The sequence below is a fragment of the Paenibacillus sp. fava2 genome (assembly GCF_058313675.1).
This window is the reverse complement of sequence record NZ_CM177755.1, coordinates 385,028-402,614: the sequence shown is the minus strand read 5'-3', so window position 1 is coordinate 402,614 and position 17,587 is coordinate 385,028. Positions and strand designations below refer to the sequence as shown.

The 17,587-nt window shown below is 52.8% G+C and carries 16 protein-coding genes and 1 riboswitch; of the genes, 8 read left to right on the top strand and 8 right to left on the bottom strand.

The features are described 5' to 3' along the window. Positions 1 to 22: 22 nt before the first annotated feature. The 3 genes from AC4G46_RS01795 to AC4G46_RS01785 all read right to left on the bottom strand — a co-directional run bounded on the left by AC4G46_RS01795 (position 23) and on the right by AC4G46_RS01785 (position 3,285). The gene (locus tag AC4G46_RS01795) at positions 23 to 2,476 is read right to left on the bottom strand and encodes a heavy metal translocating P-type ATPase (RefSeq protein WP_491126424.1); all 2,454 of its coding nucleotides are present in this window, start codon (positions 2,474 to 2,476) and stop codon (positions 23 to 25) included. A 218-nt stretch (positions 2,477 to 2,694) separates the two neighbouring features. Continuing rightward, positions 2,695 to 2,895 carry a copper chaperone CopZ gene (gene copZ / locus AC4G46_RS01790; protein WP_068723633.1) on the bottom strand — a complete coding sequence of 67 codons (201 nt, stop codon included), beginning with the start codon at positions 2,893 to 2,895 and terminating at the stop codon, positions 2,695 to 2,697. Positions 2,896 to 2,943: 48 nt separating this feature from the next. Beyond that, positions 2,944 to 3,285 carry a metal-sensitive transcriptional regulator gene (locus tag AC4G46_RS01785; RefSeq protein WP_090713395.1) on the bottom strand — a complete coding sequence of 114 codons (342 nt, stop codon included), beginning with the start codon at positions 3,283 to 3,285 and terminating at the stop codon, positions 2,944 to 2,946. A 166-nt stretch (positions 3,286 to 3,451) separates the two neighbouring features. Between AC4G46_RS01785 and AC4G46_RS01780 the strand changes: the two genes are divergently transcribed. The 6 genes from AC4G46_RS01780 (at position 3,452) to AC4G46_RS01755 (ending at position 9,871) form a co-directional block, all read left to right on the top strand. Then, positions 3,452 to 4,039, top strand: a complete 588-nt coding sequence (locus tag AC4G46_RS01780) for a DUF5317 domain-containing protein (RefSeq protein ID WP_491126423.1) — start codon at positions 3,452 to 3,454, stop codon at positions 4,037 to 4,039. A 266-nt stretch (positions 4,040 to 4,305) separates the two neighbouring features. Then, on the top strand, positions 4,306 to 6,144 hold the full coding sequence (locus tag AC4G46_RS01775; protein WP_491126422.1) for a bifunctional diguanylate cyclase/phosphohydrolase: 1,839 nt from the start codon (positions 4,306 to 4,308) through the stop codon (positions 6,142 to 6,144). A 269-nt stretch (positions 6,145 to 6,413) separates the two neighbouring features. Further along, positions 6,414 to 7,934, top strand: coding sequence for an MDR family MFS transporter (locus AC4G46_RS01770; protein ID WP_491126421.1), 1,521 nt, complete (start codon positions 6,414 to 6,416; stop codon positions 7,932 to 7,934). A 6-nt stretch (positions 7,935 to 7,940) separates the two neighbouring features. Further along, complete coding sequence (locus AC4G46_RS01765; RefSeq protein ID WP_491126420.1) at positions 7,941 to 8,501, top strand: PadR family transcriptional regulator; 561 nt, start codon at positions 7,941 to 7,943, stop codon at positions 8,499 to 8,501. 102 nt (positions 8,502 to 8,603) lie between these two features. Beyond that, a complete protein-coding gene (locus AC4G46_RS01760; protein WP_491126419.1) occupies positions 8,604 to 8,840 on the top strand; it encodes a YczO family protein in 237 nt (78 codons plus the stop codon). A gap of 53 nt (positions 8,841 to 8,893) precedes the next feature. After that, complete coding sequence (locus tag AC4G46_RS01755) at positions 8,894 to 9,871, top strand: aldo/keto reductase (protein ID WP_491126418.1); 978 nt, start codon at positions 8,894 to 8,896, stop codon at positions 9,869 to 9,871. 91 nt (positions 9,872 to 9,962) lie between these two features. On the opposite strand, the gene AC4G46_RS01750 is transcribed toward AC4G46_RS01755, so the two are convergent. The 4 genes from AC4G46_RS01750 to AC4G46_RS01735 all read right to left on the bottom strand — a co-directional run bounded on the left by AC4G46_RS01750 (position 9,963) and on the right by AC4G46_RS01735 (position 13,123). Beyond that, positions 9,963 to 10,784, bottom strand: a complete 822-nt coding sequence (locus tag AC4G46_RS01750) for a TasA family protein (protein WP_491126417.1) — start codon at positions 10,782 to 10,784, stop codon at positions 9,963 to 9,965. 73 nt (positions 10,785 to 10,857) lie between these two features. Then, on the bottom strand, positions 10,858 to 11,367 hold the full coding sequence (locus AC4G46_RS01745) for a TasA family protein (protein WP_491126416.1): 510 nt from the start codon (positions 11,365 to 11,367) through the stop codon (positions 10,858 to 10,860). 93 nt (positions 11,368 to 11,460) lie between these two features. Next, positions 11,461 to 12,060, bottom strand: a complete 600-nt coding sequence (locus AC4G46_RS01740) for a signal peptidase I (RefSeq protein ID WP_491126415.1) — start codon at positions 12,058 to 12,060, stop codon at positions 11,461 to 11,463. Positions 12,061 to 12,073: 13 nt separating this feature from the next. Continuing rightward, on the bottom strand, positions 12,074 to 13,123 hold the full coding sequence (locus tag AC4G46_RS01735) for a hypothetical protein (protein WP_491126414.1): 1,050 nt from the start codon (positions 13,121 to 13,123) through the stop codon (positions 12,074 to 12,076). 407 nt (positions 13,124 to 13,530) lie between these two features. Here AC4G46_RS01735 and AC4G46_RS01730 point away from each other — a divergent pair, with 407 nt between their 5' ends. Further along, positions 13,531 to 13,872: a helix-turn-helix domain-containing protein gene (locus tag AC4G46_RS01730; RefSeq protein ID WP_491126413.1), complete on the top strand. Its 342-nt coding sequence runs from the start codon at positions 13,531 to 13,533 to the stop codon at positions 13,870 to 13,872. 94 nt (positions 13,873 to 13,966) lie between these two features. On the opposite strand, the gene AC4G46_RS01725 is transcribed toward AC4G46_RS01730, so the two are convergent. Continuing rightward, positions 13,967 to 14,119 carry an anti-repressor SinI family protein gene (locus AC4G46_RS01725; protein WP_082707824.1) on the bottom strand — a complete coding sequence of 51 codons (153 nt, stop codon included), beginning with the start codon at positions 14,117 to 14,119 and terminating at the stop codon, positions 13,967 to 13,969. A 27-nt stretch (positions 14,120 to 14,146) separates the two neighbouring features. After that, a riboswitch (cyclic di-GMP riboswitch) is annotated at positions 14,147 to 14,232 on the bottom strand. Between the two features lie 461 nt (positions 14,233 to 14,693). Here AC4G46_RS01725 and AC4G46_RS01720 point away from each other — a divergent pair. After that, on the top strand, positions 14,694 to 17,561 hold the full coding sequence (locus AC4G46_RS01720; RefSeq protein ID WP_491126412.1) for a 2-oxoglutarate dehydrogenase E1 component: 2,868 nt from the start codon (positions 14,694 to 14,696) through the stop codon (positions 17,559 to 17,561). The last annotated feature ends 26 nt before the right edge of the window (positions 17,562 to 17,587 follow it).

The window sequence follows — 17,587 nt, the reverse complement described above, 5'->3', positions numbered from 1 at the left end:
CGCTCCTTATTCCTTCCGCCGGCTACAGCTTCACCCGCTGCAGCCGCAGCGCATTGAGTACAACCGACACGGAGCTGAAAGCCATTGCCGCTCCTGCGAGCCACGGCGCCAGAAAGCCCAGTGCGGCTATCGGTATCCCAATTGTATTGTAAGCGAGCGCCCAGAACAAATTTTGCTTGATATTGCGCATCGTCTTGCGGCTCATCAGTATGGCATCGGGAATACTCATCAGATCGCCGCGCATAAGCGTAATATCCGCCGCTTCCATCGCAACGTCCGTACCAGTGCCGATGGCCATCCCGGTATCGGCTGTAGCCAGCGCCGGAGCGTCATTGATCCCGTCGCCGACCATTGCCACCTTGACTCCGCTGCTCTGCAGCCTGCGGATTTCTGCCGCCTTGCCTTCGGGCAGCACCTCCGCCAGTACGGTGCGGATGCCGGCCTGCTGTGCGATAGCTTCGGCAGTCAGCTTGTTGTCGCCGGTAATCATGACGACCTCAATGCCCATCTCATGAAGTCTGGCTACGGCTGCCTTCGAAGTGTCCTTGATCGTATCGGCCACAGCTACGATTCCCGCGATGCCGCCGTCCACAGATACCAGCATCGCTGTCTTGCCCTCCTGCTCCAGCTTCCTCATCAGCTGGCTCCACGGGCCTGTATCCGCCCCGCTTTCCTCCATCATCCGGCGGGTTCCAACCAGAACAGCCACTCCGTCAACTACCGCCGAAATACCCCTGCCCGGTACAGCCTGGAATTGCTCTGCCGCCGGCAGCGCCAGGCCGCGCGCGGCGGCTCCGGCCACGATAGCCTCGGCAAGCGGATGCTCCGAGAGCTTCTCGGCTGCCGCAGTAACCGCCAGCAGCCGGTTCTCCGCCAGCTCCTTGCCGTGAGCCGGAATTCCGGTCGTGGTCAGAATATCTGTAAGCACAGGCTTCCCGCTGGTGACTGTGCCGGTCTTATCCAGCACAACGGTCCGGATATCCTGCGCAGCCTCAAGATGCTCACCGCCCTTGAACAATATCCCGAATTCGGCCGCCCGGCCCGAGCCGGCCATGATCGAGGTCGGCGTTGCCAGCCCAAGGGCACAAGGGCAGGCAATGACGAGCACGGCAATCGCTTTTTCCAGTGCATCGGCAAACTGTCCGGGTGCCCCCCAGAGGTACCAGATAAAGAAGGTCAGAACCGCTATAGCGACAACAATCGGTACAAAAATACCGGAAATAACATCGGCAATCCGCTGGATCGGCGCCTTGGACCCCTGAGCTTCTTCCACCACCCGGATGATCTGCGCCAGGGCGGTATCGCGGCCTACCTTGCGGGCTTCAATCTTCAGCATTCCGTTCTTGTTAACTGTGGCTCCAATGACAGAGTCACCCGGCTTCTTCTCCACCGGGATGCTCTCCCCTGTCAGCATGGATTCATCCACGGATGAGAGGCCTTCCAGCACCTGGCCGTCCACTGGAATCTTCGTGCCCGGCTTCACCAGTACAATGTCGCCGGGAATAACTTCTTCTATAGAAATGCTGATTTCGTTACCGCCGCGGATAACCAGTGCCGTTTTGGCCTGCAGCCCCATCAGGCTGCGGATCGCATCCGAGGAGCGGCCCTTGGCCAGCGCCTCAAACCATTTGCCCACCAGAATCAGCGTGATCAGGACAGCGCTAGTTTCATAATACATATCGACAGAGTGGTGCATTCCGCTCATCCCGAGCGAATCTATGGTCAGATACAAGCTGTAAAAATAAGCTGCAGAGGTGCCCAGAGCAACAAGCACATCCATATTCGCGCTGCCGTTCTTCAGCGCCTTATAGGCACTTACGTAGAACTGCCAGCCGATAATGAACTGCACTGGCGTGGCGAGCACAAGCTGAAACCAGGGATTCATCAGCAGATCAGGAGCCGGAATCCATGAGGTAAAGCTAAAGTGGCCGACCATTGCCCACAGCAGCGGAAAGGACAGAATCGCTGAAAGGATCCACTTATTCCGCTTGCGTACAATCTCCTGGCCTCGCTGATCCGCTGTCTCCCTACGATCCTGTTTCAGTGATGCTTTGTAGCCGATGCTGCTGACTTTCTCCATAATATCCGCCGTGCTGATATTGCCCGGCGAGTATTCCACATGCGCCGTTTCCAGTGCCAGATTCACATTCACCGATGCAATCCCGGGCATCCGGCCAAGCACCTTCTCGATTCTGGCCGAGCAGGCAGCGCAGGTCATGCCCGTGATATCAAAATCCGCCGATTCCTTGATCGTATCGTAGCCAAGGGAACGGATTTTCTCCTCTATCTGCGGCAGAGCGGCAACCGCAGGATCGAACCCCACCGTTGCCTGCTCCAGCGCAAGATTTACATTGGCCTTCGATACCCCCTCCATCCGGGACAGCCCCTTCTCAATCCGGGCTGCGCAGGCGGAGCAGGTCATGCCTGTAATCTGCAGCGTAGCCTGCTGCAGTCCCGCTTCAGAACTCTTTTCCATTTGCCAAACACCTCCATATACCCCCCAAGGGTATAAAACTTTGAAAAAGTAGAAACGGCTATGCCGTCCTTCAGAGAAGGCGGTAACCGTTTCTGCGAGAAATAGAAGGATTATTTATGACGTACAACATATAGATTCTTATATTTAAATAAAAGGCATGGATGCCACCAGACCTTCTTACAGGTCCCTGCTCCAGGCCTTTATTGCCGGAATCCGGCTTACACCACGTCGTATCCCTGATCCTCGATGGCTTCTTTAATAGCGTTCAGGCTTACTTTGCTCTCGTCATACTCCACTGCCACTTTCTTGGCCTGCAGATCCACTTTGGCAGCAGCACCCAGACCGCTTACCGCTTTCTCTACAGCACTGACGCAGTGTCCGCAGGACATTCCTTCTACAGTTAAAGTTACGTTTGACATGGCAAACCCTCCTATATAATGTTGTTGCGGCAATTAACCTGTTATGCCCTATTTCATGAGCTTGTTGACCGTAATCAGCAGCTCGTCGATAACCTCATGCTCTCCGGCCTCGATCCGCTCCACAATACAGCTGCGCATATGCCCTTCGAGCAGCAGCTTTCCGACTCCGCCAAGCGCAGCCTGTACAGCTGCCAGCTGATTAAGCACATCATCACAATACGTATCGCGCTCAATCATGCCCTTGATTCCGCGGATCTGCCCTTCAATCCGGTTAAGACGGGTAGCCAGTCCATTCTTGAACTCCTCTGAATGATGGCTCTTGCGTTCACCCGGTGTATGACAGCTGCTGTCGCAGGCTGCAGGAGACTGCTTCTCTTCCTTAGGTGCCATCTACATACCTCCCCGTATCCTGGCTGCAAATTCAGTTTAGCATACCCCCAAGGGGTATGTCGAGAAGATTTTTTATGCACAAAAAAAGGATTTTTATTTAATGTCAGCGAACTATCCAGAAGTACAGTAAATTTTTACATATTTTACTCAGAGGCAGGTAGGCTTAATGGTTTACGATGGCATTATTATCGGTTTGATTGTCGGCTTGTTCAGAGGCGGTTTGAAGCACGGCCTTGTCCAGTTCAGCAATATCCGGCTGAGGTCAGGCTGGATCTTCCCTCTGCTGCTGGTATTCCAATTTTTTATGTTTTATATTCAGGAGCGGTCGTCCACTGTAGCCGCAGCCAGCGGATATATTTATATCGCTGTGTATGTGGTGGGGCTGATTTTTTTATGGTTGAACCGGTACAACAAAGGATTCTGGCTGATTATGATAGGCGTATTCCTGAACTTTCTGGTTATGCTTGTCAACGGAGGGAGGATGCCGGTATCTTACGAGGCGGCATCCGTACTGGACCCGGTCTACCTGGAGATGCTGAGAAGCGGTGATGCAGTGACCAAGCATTATTTGCTTGATGCCTCGACCCGCCTTGCCTTTCTGGGCGACATTATCCCGCTGTCCAGCCCTTATCCGCGTACGCAGGCGATCAGCATTGGTGATGTAGTGATGAACCTCGGCATTTTTCTGTTCATAGTCAACCTTATGACACCTGCCGCCACAACCCGGAATCCTCAGCCCGATGTGCAGGGATAAGCCGCTAATTGACTCCAGGAAGGGAGGGTTACACTGTGAAAAAGAAACTGGAAGGCATCAAATATTCCCGTCTTGCGATCAACTCTATTATCGTAGCTTCAGTAGTTATCGCTTTGACTTCGGGCTATAAGATTGGCGGACTATAATAGTATTCATGCGAAGCAGGCGGGTATTTCCGCCTGTTTCTTTACATTACGCTATTCATTTGTTCCTAAAACTATTATTATGTACAAAGGAATATTTTGATAATGTAAAGAGGGGTCCTCATGTCTAAACTTAAATCTTTTGCTGCAACGTTGGATTCAGGCCACATGTATGCTCTGTCCGTCTGCCTGATTGGCATGGGACTTTTTTCATATACGAACCGCTTTGAGTTCCTGCACTACTCCACATCCACCTGGGTCTGGGTTTATGCAATGACCAGCGCCTGTCTTGTCCTCAACTTCTTTATGATCCAGCTTCCCCCGGAAGGCAATGAGCAGTCGATGGATTCTTCGGTTTATCTCGCCTGCATTTTTATTTTCGGACCCGCTTTCACCCTGACCGTGCTGCTGTTGAACTGCATTTTCTTCACCATTATCGACCGGGGCACGCGCTGGTGGAAGCACCTGACTAATTTCTCCATCTACTGCATTATGATCACTGTATCAGCTGCTCTGTTCCAGTACCTCGGAGGAAACCCCGGTGCGCTCATTAACACCCAATTATTCAACTATCTCCTTGTGTTGACCGTTTATTTTGCATCCAACACCCTGCTTGTCGTCCTGTACTATTATATTTTATATAGAGCTACACTTTACGAGACTATCAAAGGAATGATAAAGGATTCGGTATTCGTCTATCTGTGCACTTTAGTGCTTTCCCTCGTATTGACTGTGCTGGTCTACCACAATCAGGTTCTCGGACTGCTGCTCTATATGTGTCTGGCGGTTCTGCTCTGCCAATCCTTCAAAAAGCTGTTCTCCATGTACCGCAGCATCGAGGAACGGGCCAACACTGACCAGCGGACCGGCTTGTTTAATCACAGCTACTTCGAGGAGGTGCTGGAACAGGAAATTCAGAAATCAAGGTCCTCGGGCACGTCTTTGTCGCTGGCCATGATCGACCTTGACGACTTCAAAAAATATAATGATCACTTCGGGCATCTTCAGGGAGACAAGCTGATCTCTTTTGTCGGAGAGCTGCTGAAGACAGAGTCCCGGAAGTCCGGCACCATTGCTGCCCGTTACGGCGGTGAGGAATTCACGCTGCTCATGCCCGGCTACGACAGCCTCCAGGCCCGCGCCTTCATTGACGAGCTGCGCAAAAAGCTCAATAACAGCCGCTTCGACGGCGTTGAGATTTTTCCGCTCGGCTGCCTCGCCTTTTCTGCCGGTATTGCTGCCAGCAGCAGCGACCTCCACGACAAATCACAGCTCGTCGACCATGCCGATCAGGCGCTCTACTACTCCAAACGCCAGGGCAAGAACACAGTGCACACTTACGGAGAACATTCGCCGCTGGAACAGGAGCTGGATTTCAGCCAGGATGTGCGGGATATCGAGCAGCAGCTCAACCTGTTCATGTACAAGGATATGGAGACCTTCCGCCACTCCAAGCGCGTCTTCCGTTATGCGATGGATATCAGCGAAATACTCGACATGGATGCTATATCCAAAAGAAATTTCACGCTCGGTGCGCTTATTCATGACATCGGTAAGCTGGAGATACCCTGGAACATCCTCAACAAGACAGACAAGCTTGCGCCCGAGGAATGGGAGATGGTGAAATGGCATGTCACCTGGGGCAAAAAAATGGCGCTCACCAACGACAAGTTCAAGGAGCTGGCCCCTTATATCGAGCTGCACCATGAACGCTATGACGGTAAAGGTTATCCTTACGGATTCAAGGGCGAGGAGATTCCCCGCCTCTGCCGGATGCTGACCATCATCGATTCATTCGATGCAATGACCACAGAAAGGCCGTACCAGCCGACCAAATCGTTTGAAGAAGCGGTCATTGAGCTGCGCGCCTGCGCCGGAAGCCAGTTCGACCCTGAGCTTACGGAGCTTTTTATTAACTATATTGAATCCAGAGAGCCCCGGCACGGAAATGAGGCGATGTAGCACATCGCCTCCTCCGGCCGGCTTTTTTTGACTTATTAAAAAGTAGATTTCGGGGTTCACGCAAAGTATCTGAGTCAGTCTCCCTGAAAAAGCTCCACTTTGTGGGGTTATTTTGTGCTGACAGCTCTGCCTCTGCCGCTCCCGCATACATCCCTGCCAATAAGTCTATACTCTCTACTAAATGCCCTAAAAATAATGGTTGCTACCCTATTCAAATTTGAATATAATAAGGTCTGTTTCTACATTGAACGAAAAGGAGTCTGCGAAGCATGCATACTAAAGAAAGCAACTTGAAGCTTGTAGTCGTCGGCCTGCTGCTTGGTATTCTGATGTCCGCAATGGACAATACCATTGTAGCTTCGGCTATGGGCACCATTGTATCCGAGCTTGGCGGCCTCGATAAAATTGTCTGGGTCACCTCTGCGTACATGGTCATGGTTATGGCCGGCACCCCGATCTTCGGTAAGCTGTCGGATATGTACGGGCGTAAACGGTTCTTCATCTTCGGCCTCATCGTCTTCCTCGCGGGCTCTGCCCTGTGCGGTACGGCAACCAGCATCACCCAGCTCAGCATTTACCGGGCTATCCAGGGGGTTGGCGGCGGTGCGCTGATGCCAATTGCTTTTACAATCGTGTTCGATATTTATCCGCCTGAAAAAAGAGGGAAGCTAACCGGTCTCTTCGGCGCCGTCTTCGGCATCTCCAGCGTAATCGGCCCGCTTCTGGGCGCTTACATTACCGATTACTTAAGCTGGCAGTGGGTGTTCTATATCAATCTGCCGATCGGCATTGTGGCCTTTGTACTGATTACGATGTTCTACAAGGAATCTATCTCTCATGCCAAGCAGCGGATTGACTGGGGCGGCGCGTTTACGCTTGTCGGCTCCATCATCTGCCTGATGTTCGCACTCGAGCTGGGCGGCAGCCAGTATGCCTGGGATTCTGCAACGATTCTCGGCCTGTTCGCCGGCTTCGCCGTTCTGCTGATTGCCTTCATCTTTATTGAACGTTACGCGGCAGAACCGGTTATTTCGTTCGCTATGTTCGGCAAACGCCTGTTTGCGACCAGCAGTGTGATCGGGCTCTTCTATGGCTCCACCTTTATTGTGGCCACTGTCTATATTCCGATCTTTGTACAGGGCGTTAACGGCGGCTCGGCGACCAACTCCGGGCTGATCCTGATGCCGATGATGATCGGCACTGTGCTGGGCAGCCAGACCGGCGGTCTGCTCACCACCAGAACCAGCTTCCGCAATATCATGCTGCTGTCGGCAGCCTGCTTCCTGGCAGGAGTCTTCTGCCTGAGCACCTTGTCGCCGGATACTTCGCGGCTGATGCTTAATCTCTTCATGCTGCTGACCGGCTTCGGTGTCGGCTTCTCCTTCTCCGTGCTCAGCATGTCATCGATTCATCATTTTGACATGCGCCAGCGCGGTTCAGCGACATCCACCAGCACCTTCATGCGCTCGCTCGGCATGACGCTCGGGATTACCATCTTCGGGATTATCCAGCGCAACAGCTTCACGGACAGCCTGGGCAGCGCCTTCGGCAACAGTGAGCAGGCTGCTTCCTTCGGCAATCCGCAGGCAGCTCTTACTCCGGAAGCAAGAGCCAATATTCCCGCAGCCGTACTGGATAAGATTACAGGCGCTTTGTCGGACTCCATCTCTCACACCTTCCTGTGGGCGCTCATTCCGGCAGCGCTTGGCGTAGTGTTTGTACTGCTTATGCCGGGCGACCGGCTCACGCTTAAACCAAAGACAGCACAGCCCTCCAGTGATCGGGGGTAACCCGCGATGTCGATGAAGATCGCTATCCTCGGCCTGCTGCAGGAAAAAGACATGCACCCTTATGAGATCACCCTCATCATGAAGGAGCGCATGTACGACCAGATGATGAAGCTGCAGATGGGCTCGCTCTACTACGCTGTTGACAAGCTTGCGCAGGAGGAGCATATCGAAGCTGTGGAGATCATCCGCAGCAATGACCGTCCCGACAAGACCATCTACCGGATCACCGCCAAGGGTAAGTCCCTGTTCGAGCAGCTGATTCTTCAGCAGATCAAGAAGGTCGAGCTGGTCTTCCACCCCTTATACATGGCTCTGGCGCTTTCACGCTATATCGACCAGGATAAAGTGGAAAAGGTGCTGGAAGAGCGCATCCGCGAGATCGAGCACCAGGTTAATTATGCCTATCAGGTATATGAGGAGCATATCTCAGTGGTTCCCCGTTCCGCACTGCACCTGATGTACGGCCGGTATGAGCACAGCCTTACCGAGCTGAAGTGGCTGAAGAGGCTGTATTCGGATGTTACGGCACGCAAATTGAATGACTTTGGAACACCATTGTCACTATAGGACGTATTTTGGATGAAGAGGCCCTGACGGGCCTCTTTGCTGTTTAATAACATCTGAATGCGTGTATTAACGTGCAAACTGCAAATTCAGGAGAGCGAGGGAATGACTATGGATAAGGATAAAGAACAAATCAAGGACAACAAGCTGCAAGGGGACGACCGTGACCATCCTGAGCAATACCCGACAGACCAGCCCAGCCTGTTTGACCTGCATGAAAGTGAGCAGCATGTCGATCCGATTCCTGTTGAGGACCTTACGCTGGAGCAGCAGGAGGAAAAGGACAAGGAAGGCACTAAACACCGCTCCTCAAGTGACAAAAAGTACCATACCGGCTTCTGAAGGTGTACAATATTCCCTGAGCTGTAATTCCATTTGTGACGGAGGGATCATTTTTGCTGAAAACGCTGCCACTTAATGCACGGGGAATTCCCGCCAGCCGCATTGCCCTGGGCTGCATGGGACTCGGCGGAGGCTGGGATCACGAGCCGCTGACCGCAGAAAATATCAGCCAGGGGCATGAAGCGGTTGAAGCCGCTTTGTCCATTGGCATCAACTTTTTTGACCATGCCGATATCTACACCCGCGGCAAGGCGGAGAAGGTATTCGGACAAATCTTCAAGGACCGGCCGGGACTGCGCGAGGAGATCATCATTCAGTCCAAATGCGGCATCAGGCTCATTGAACCGGGGGATACCAGCAACACCTTCGATATCTCCGGGGAGCATATCCTGAGGAGCGTTGATGGTACGTTATCCCGCCTCGGTACAGAATATCTTGATATCCTGCTGCTGCACCGGCCCGATCCGCTGATGGACCCGGAGGAAATTGCAGAAGCACTGCGTCAGCTGAAAAAAGCGGGTAAAGTCCGCCATTTCGGCGTTTCCAACATGAGCGCAGCCCAGATCAGACTGCTACAGCATTATTGCGACGAGCCGTTTATTGTGAACCAGCTGCATATGAGCCTGGCCAAAATCAGCTGGCTTGATGCGATGGTCAGCGTGAACCGCGAGCCCTGGAAGGACATCACCTTCCCTGAAGGCACGGTTGAATACTGCCGCATGGAGAATATCCAGCTTCAGGCCTGGGGGCCGCTGGCTCAGGGCAGCTTCAGCGGGCGCTCCCTTGAGGGCCAGCCGGAGAATGTAGTGCAAACAGCAGCACTCGTCAGCTCGCTCGCGGAACAGAAGAACACTACACCTGAAGCCATAGTATTATCATGGCTGATGACCCACCCTGCAGCTATCCAGCCGGTAATCGGCACCGTGAATCCCAAGAGGATCGCTGCCTGCGCGGGAGCGGACAAGGTGGAGCTGTCCCGCAAGGAATGGTATGAGCTGTATATAAGCTCACGGGGGGAGAAACTGCCTTAGGCATGGAGCCCCGTGTTATCCTCGATGAAAAGAGCGTCACCTCCGGTTGATCAGGCCGGGGGTGACGCTCTTATGCGGTTATACCTTAATTCTAGTTATTCTTCACCTGCTCAAACGTGTTTTTGAAGGTGAAGTTTACGACTTTTCCTTGAATCGCGTCATTATCGAAGGCGAGGCCGGTATCATCAATGAAAGTTACATTATAGGCCAGGTGCATGGTTTTTTTAGCCGGAAGGATCAAGTTCGGCAGATTCGCATCCTTACCCGCGCCGCCGTTGTACAGATCCTTAAGTGAGCCGACATAAGCGTCGGATACGCTAACCTCAACCGTCTGGCCGTTGTTATCTACACGATAAGTCCAGTCAAGTGCGGCTTCTCTGACAATTGCAAATGCTTCCTGTCCGCTGCGCGCCAGCGCCTTTGCGAAGTTCGGACCGTTGATCAGGGATTTGAACAGCTGATCTGCAGCTTCATTCACTTTATTGAGCGCATCGGCATTAAGCGTTACGCCTCCCGGTGTTGCCAGGGCAGCTACAGTTACTACCGCTTGCTCCCCGAAGGCCAGTGCAGCAGTCTTCTGGTCGGCTGTTCCTTCCGGAAGAGCCACAAGATCCGTCAATTTGGCATCCAGTGATCCGGTATTCTTGATCAGCATGGCACGGGTGTGGCTATCCTTCGGCGCCCATAATCCCGTTCCCATACGGCCGGCATCGGAATCATTGGTATAGAACATCGGCCCTTCTACCGGGACATCGTTACGGTGAGTGCTGAGAGACAACGTACCGGAAGCAAACGTGTTCCCCGTATTTTTGGCAGAGCTGGTGAATAACGCATAGGTACCGCCGCCGATTGCAGCGCAGAGCAGAACCACAGAGGAAAGTGCGGTAATAAGCAATTTTTTCTTTTTCATCATTAGATTAAGCGCTCCTTAGTAAAAAGGGGGCTCCCCCCCTTTAGATTATATGTTTCGGATCAATTCCGGCTGATTAATTGTTTTTGGTCTGCTCTGCATCCACCTTGATGCTGGCTGTTCCGGATTTGCCCTGATATTCATTGCCTGCATCTTTAGGGAACTCCACTTTGACATAAATGGTCTCAGAAGCGCCGACGGCCAGCACACGGTCAGTTACGGTAAGCGCAGTTGTTCCGGCAGCATCCGAATAGGCCTTAATGGTGACCGGATGCGTACCGCCGCCAAGATCACCGCCTACAGCGAGGGCAAGATCATAACGCAGCTCAAGTGTGCCTTTGTTCGTTACTACTACCGGCTGGATGTCAGAATCTCCCGGAGCCCAATTCGTCAGAGTAAAATACTTGGCAGGAGTACCGTCTATATCTTCTTTATCCAGGCCTATCTTCAGTGTTCCGGCAGCAAAGGTATTGCCTGTATTCTGTACCGAACTCGTAAAGATCGCGAAGGACCCCCCGGCAATTAAAGTAGCCCCCAGTGCAGTAGTCGCCATTGCCATTGCGATTGTCTTTTTAAGATTAGCCATTGTAATTTGTCTCCTCCTGGTCTCCATGCATGGAGAATATAATGGAATATTTATTGAATCTTCCCTAACCGCGTGAGCGCGTTAATGGAAGCATCAACCGTTCGTTACCGGCGGGGAATCACCGGCTGCGGTCTGCAGCTCTGCAGAATCGTCGTCCATCCGCATGATTGCTCTAAAAATCGTGATTATTGACGAAACAACCAGATAAATACCGGGAATCAGAATTACGACAATGATACCCGCGGTCGATTTTACCCAGTTCATCAAATACCCGGCTACAGGAACCGTAAAGTCAGCGTAGCTTGCAACAACATTGCCTGCAGGTATCGGCGACGGGTCCTCGGCATCGTTATTATCGCCTTTGGTAATGTAGGCAAGCTCAGATCCTGTACCGCTGACGCTCACAACACGGTGGGTAATCAGGCTGCCTGATCCATCCAGAGACTTATAGGTAATCACATCTCCCGGCTTAAAGGCCGCTCGCTGCGCCTCATCCCTTACCGGGTTAACCGCGATGATAGCACCGGTCTTGATTCCGGGCTCCATTGAGCCAGAGAGGACGGTCAGAATTTCTTTCCCCAGAATTTTGGGTGTTCCGCCATTCATCCTGCTGGTTACCGCAGATATCAGCAGAAGCAGAAACATGGCAATCAGAACATACATCATGAAAGTGCGGGTCCATTTGAGTATCACTTGAGGCATCTCCTTAATTGAAATCTGTTGTGTTGTGTCCTATTTTTACGGTTATACCGTCAGTATTCGTGTCTGCCGCAGGCACATCCGGTACGGCAGGTTCAGATGCATCGGGCTTGGCTGGTTCAGCTTCCGGCTGTGACGGTTCCTGAGTCCCGGGCTTTGCCTTCTCTTCCGCTTCGGACTTCGCCTTCTCCTCTGCCTCCAGCTTCGCCTTCTCTTCCGCTTCGGACTTCGCCTTCTCCTCTGCCTCGAGCTTCGCTTTCTCTTCCGCTTCGGACTTCGCCTTCTTTTCTGCCTCCAGCTTCGCCTTCTTTTCTGCTTCGAGCTTCGCCTTTTCCTCCGTTGCTTTGAGCTCCTGCAGAGCTTCCGCTGCCTGTGCGTACAGCTGTGCAGTTTCATCGGCGTAGCTTCCGGCTTGAGAGGCCGCTGTCAAAGCCTGCTGATAGGCCGCCCGCACGTATGTATCTACCCGCACAGTGGAAGCAAGTCTGCGGACCATTTCCTGATATTCGATCATTGTCAGATCAGCCTTGACCAGCAGCTGTTCAAATGCAGCGGGATCCGTCTGCTGCGCTGTATCCAGCTGATCAAGGGCGACTCCCGCAGGGGCCAGACTAAGATCGATTTCCGCTCTTTGCTGCGCCAGCTCCTGCTGTGAACGCAGAGAGTAAGCCTCGAGCTGAGCCAGCAATTCAGCGGCAGAAGCAGCAGCTCCGCGCGCCTGTTCAGCAGCCTCCTGAATATTTCCGATCTGATTCCCTGCCTTTTTGGAATCCGCGTCCTTGTCTGCTATGTCTGCCAGTGCGCCTTTTGCCGCCTCATGCTTCAGAATAGCCCGGTTCATCGCTTCACTGGCCTGATTGGCTAATTGGTCCACTGTAACCGGGAAAACAAATGCACTCGTAATGCCGGATTCCGACGTTGTACCGCTGGTAATAAGCGCATAGGTCGGTGAAGTGATTTGGCCGATTCCATAAGCAGAAATCACTACGATTCCGGCAAGCCGGGGGAGGGTTAGCCGGCTTTTATTTTTCTTGCGCGATGTCCGTGAAAGCCTCATTTGAGCCTCTCCTTTAATAGTGTGCATGTGACATGCATACTAGTTCATCTATCAGTTATATGATCTTTATGAAGAACATATATTGTTCGTTATAAAGAACCTTGGCCTTAGTATATGTCATCACCCTTACAAATTTAAACTCTCATTTTCAAGCAAAATTCGTTATAAAGAACGATTTTGATCGCTTTTTCCTCCGATTTACGGCGATTTGCTCATGATATCGTACTTTTTAAAGAACGATTTTACAGAAAACAGATATTATCGTCATGTACAATGAATTCAGTTCCGGAGAAGGAAATTAAGGCGGGGGGATTTACGAATAGATCCATAACTTTTTTGATAGTCCTTTGTCCGTCGTAGGGTTATTTGCTATACTGTTAACAAAAAGTGCGGAGGGGCGTTTAACTGTGCCGGAACATTTAGGAAGTCGCATTCATCAGCTCCGCGTGGAGAAGGGCCTGTCTTTATCCGAGCTTGCGGATAAGGCGGACGTGGCGAAATCATACCTAAGCAATGTGGAAAGAAATATTCAATCCAACCCCTCCATCCAGTTCATTGAGAAGATGGCTGATGCGCTTGAGGTATCCATTCATGTCTTGCTGTACGGTGAACCTGTAGAAGCGCAGGAAGCATCGCTTGACGGAGAATGGTTCCGTCTCGTACAGGAGGCTATGGCTTCCGGCATAAGCAAGCGGGAATTCAAGGAGTTTCTGGACTATCAGAAATGGCGGCTGGAGCAGAAGGAATAGACATCCGGAGGTTTTCCTTCCGGACATACAAAAAAGGGCACAGCCTCGTTAGCTGTGCCCTTTTTTGTATGTAATATCCGGATGCTCTACTGCACTACATCGCCTGCAAAGCTCTTTCACTCAGAAACCGGCGGATTTCCTCCACCTTGAGACCGGCCTTTCTGGCCGCCATCATTAAGTACACCCACTCTAGATCCAGATCACCCGTCTGCAGTTCTCCGACATTCCCCTGGTTGGACTTATCCAAGAAATCTCCTCCTAAGATTACGCGTCCCCAGGCAGTCCGGCCATCATAGTATTTCTACATTAGATCCGAGACTTTGTGCCCCTGTCTTTCGTCCAGGTTTACCCTTTACTGGACCCTTTACATGAAAGGATCTGGCTAATAATGAATGAAAACGCTATCTGCAATAACATTATATAGCACCTTCCACAAAAAGTGTGTCGATTGTTGGAAATATTTTATAGGAATATCTTCGGAGTTCACGATTCATTTTGTAATATTTTGATTAAACTATATGAAAACTGTGCGCTATGACCTAAAACTAGCGGAGCGTTCAACCTATTTTCCTAGAAGTAAATATAGACTTATTTACCCAATTTTCGAGGGTCCAATCAGCTCTCCGCATTTATGATGGTTCTGGATGAATTAAGGTCTGAATCATACCGTTTTGCGAACGGAATAGCACAAAGTATGAATTGATTAGCAGACGTTAAAGTTGCACAATAGTAGTGAAATGAAACCGCAAACATATCAGCCCCGCCAGCTGCTGGTGCTTTTTCTGGCGCATGTGGGGTTCATCCGTTAGGAGGATGTATTCATGGCAGCCAAAGGACCCTATAATGAATCCGTTTGGAGCAATTATCACGGACCCAATCTGGGCTATATCCAAGACAAGTATGAACAGTTTATCAATGATCCTTCTTCAGTAGAACCTAATTACCGCGATCTGTTTACTGCATCCGGCCCGCCGCCGATGGCACCTTTACCGGAGCCGGCTCCGATGCCTGCTGTCACCGGGGATGCCGAGTGGCTGAAAAAGGCGGTAAGAGCCTCAAAGCTGATCGCCAATATTCGTATACACGGCCACCGCGCCGCCAATATCGATCCGCTTGAACGCGGGGAGAACCCGATGGCCCAGTGGCTGGATTTCCGTACCTATGACCTGACCCGCGAGGATCTTACGGCGATGCCTGCCTCGCTGATCTGGGAGAACGCGCCGAATGATGTCAGAACCGCCTGGGACGCGGTACAGCGGATGCTTCAGGCATACACCCGGACTATTGCCTATGAATTCGGGCATGTCCATGAGGAGAAGGAGCTGCGCTGGCTGAACAGCCAGGCGGAATCCATGAGCTCCCCCGCTCCGCTGAACAACAATGAACGCAAGGAGCTTCTGAACCGCCTGATTCAGGTGGAGCAGTTCGAGACCTTCCTGCACAAAACCTTTGTCGGCCAGAAGCGTTTCAGCCTTGAAGGCAACGATGCCCTGGTACCGATGCTGGATGAGATTGTACGCGCTGCGGCACACGACGGTGCAGAGCATATTCTTATGGGAATGGCTCACCGGGGGCGTCTTAACGTACTGGCTCACATTTTGGGCAAGCCGTATGATATTATTTTCTCAGAGTTCCATCATTCTCCGAATAAGGAGCTGTTTCCTTCCGAAGGCTCGATGGGCATCAACTACGGCTGGACCGGGGATGTCAAATATCATCTCGGCGCTGACCGCGCTGTACGCCAGGGAGAAACGGTGCGCACACGGATTACGCTGGCCAACAACCCGAGTCACCTGGAATTTGTTAATCCTGTTGTCGAGGGCTTTACCCGGGCAGCTCAGGAGGACCGGAGCACACCTGGCCTGCCCAAGCTGGATACCAGCAAGGCTATCGCTGTGCTGATGCACGGGGATGCTGCTTTCCCAGGCGAGGGCATCGTTGCGGAAACACTCAATATCGGCAAATTGAAGGGTTATCAGAATGGCGGAACGGTGCATATTATCGTCAATAACCGCATCGGCTTCACTACAGAGAGTGAAGATTCCCGCTCCACCCATTATGCCAGTGACCTGGCCAAGGGCTATGAAATCCCGATTGTGCACGTGAATGCCGATGATCCGGAGGCCTGCATTTCGGCAGTCCGCCTGGCCAGCGCTTACCGCAATCTGTTCAAAAAGGATTTCGTCATCGATCTGATCGGCTACCGCCGTCACGGCCATAATGAAATGGATGACCCGGAGACAACCCAGCCGGTTGTTTACGGCAAAGTCCGCAGCCATCCGACGGTCTACAGGCTGTATGCCCAGCGGCTGCAGAGCGAGAAGATCATCACTGCAGAAGAAGTGCAGCGCATGAGTGCCGAATCGGAAAGCGTGCTGCAGGCCGCCTTCGAATCCATGAAGGAAGGCAAGCATAAGAACGGCGAATCCAAAACATCGGTGGTGCTTGAAGCTGAATCCAGAGCACCGCGCCCGACAGCGGTCCCGCTCAGCACACTGAAGGAGATCAACCAGGAGCTGTTGACAGCTCCGGCCGGCTTCAAGGTGTATCCTAAGCTGGAGCGGATTCTCCAGCGCCGCAAGGATGCACTGAAGGACGGGGAACGGGTCGACTGGGCGCTGGCCGAGACACTGGCTTTTGCAACAATCCTGAAGGACGGCACTCCGATCCGCCTCAGCGGCCAGGATTCGCAGCGCGGCACCTTTGCCCACCGTCATCTGGTGCTGCATGACAGCGAGACCGGAGCACTCCACTCCCCGCTGCACCAGCTCAAATCCTCCAACGCTTCCTTCGGGGTATATAACAGCCCGCTTTCGGAAGCATCGGTGCTTGGATATGAGTACGGGTATAATGTGTTTGCGCCGGATACCTTTGTGCTGTGGGAAGCCCAGTACGGCGATTTCGCCAATGCTGCCCAGGTTATCATTGACCAGTTCATCTCCGCCGGACGGGCTAAATGGACACAGCGCAGCAACCTGGCCATCCTTCTGCCGCACGGCTATGAAGGCCAGGGGCCGGAGCATTCCAGCGCACGGCTGGAGCGGTATCTGCAGCTCTCGGCTGAAGAGAACTGGACGGTAGCGAACCTGTCCAGTGCCGCACAGTACTTCCACCTGCTGCGCCGCCAGGCCGCCATGTGCGGACAGCCGGATGCCCGGCCGCTGGTGGTCATGGCTCCAAAGAGCCTGATCCGCAACACCCGCAGCACATCCCCGGGAGCGGAGCTTGCCTCCGGCAGCTTCCAGGCTGTACTTCCGGAACCGCTGCTGGGCAGCAAGCCGGCTGAAGTGAAGCGCCTGGTAGTCTGCAGCGGCAAGGTAGCGATTGACCTGCAGACCGAGCTGGAGGCGGCCGGCGGCCGTGACTGGTCCTGGCTGCATATCCTCCGTCTGGAGCAGCTCTATCCGTTCCCGCAGGCCGAGCTTGCGGCACACCTGAACAGCCTGACCTCCCTGGAGGAGATTGTCTGGGTACAGGAGGAGCCTAAGAATATGGGCGGCTGGAGCTATACAGAGCCTAGACTGCGGGATATTGCACCGGAGCGGGCCAGCGTCCGCTATATCGGCCGCCCGGAACGGTCCAGCCCGGCCAGCGGATATGCGGATGTTCACACCTTCGAGCAGCGCCGCATTGTTACAGAAGCCCTGAAATCGAACTCGCAAGTACAAGCGCCTGTACCGTCCTCCTGACCGGAAGACGGTATCGTGATAACGTA

Coding starts and splice junctions, on each gene's coding strand:
- AC4G46_RS01795 (WP_491126424.1), bottom strand. CDS start 2,476: ATGGAAAAGAGTTCTGAAGCGGGACTGCAGCAGGCTACGCTGCAGATT.
- copZ (WP_068723633.1), bottom strand. CDS start 2,895: ATGTCAAACGTAACTTTAACTGTAGAAGGAATGTCCTGCGGACACTGC.
- AC4G46_RS01785 (WP_090713395.1), bottom strand. CDS start 3,285: ATGGCACCTAAGGAAGAGAAGCAGTCTCCTGCAGCCTGCGACAGCAGC.
- AC4G46_RS01780 (WP_491126423.1), top strand. CDS start 3,452: ATGGTTTACGATGGCATTATTATCGGTTTGATTGTCGGCTTGTTCAGA.
- AC4G46_RS01775 (WP_491126422.1), top strand. CDS start 4,306: ATGTCTAAACTTAAATCTTTTGCTGCAACGTTGGATTCAGGCCACATG.
- AC4G46_RS01770 (WP_491126421.1), top strand. CDS start 6,414: ATGCATACTAAAGAAAGCAACTTGAAGCTTGTAGTCGTCGGCCTGCTG.
- AC4G46_RS01765 (WP_491126420.1), top strand. CDS start 7,941: ATGTCGATGAAGATCGCTATCCTCGGCCTGCTGCAGGAAAAAGACATG.
- AC4G46_RS01760 (WP_491126419.1), top strand. CDS start 8,604: ATGACTATGGATAAGGATAAAGAACAAATCAAGGACAACAAGCTGCAA.
- AC4G46_RS01750 (WP_491126417.1), bottom strand. CDS start 10,784: ATGATGAAAAAGAAAAAATTGCTTATTACCGCACTTTCCTCTGTGGTT.
- AC4G46_RS01745 (WP_491126416.1), bottom strand. CDS start 11,367: ATGGCTAATCTTAAAAAGACAATCGCAATGGCAATGGCGACTACTGCA.
- AC4G46_RS01735 (WP_491126414.1), bottom strand. CDS start 13,123: ATGAGGCTTTCACGGACATCGCGCAAGAAAAATAAAAGCCGGCTAACC.
- AC4G46_RS01720 (WP_491126412.1), top strand. CDS start 14,694: ATGGCAGCCAAAGGACCCTATAATGAATCCGTTTGGAGCAATTATCAC.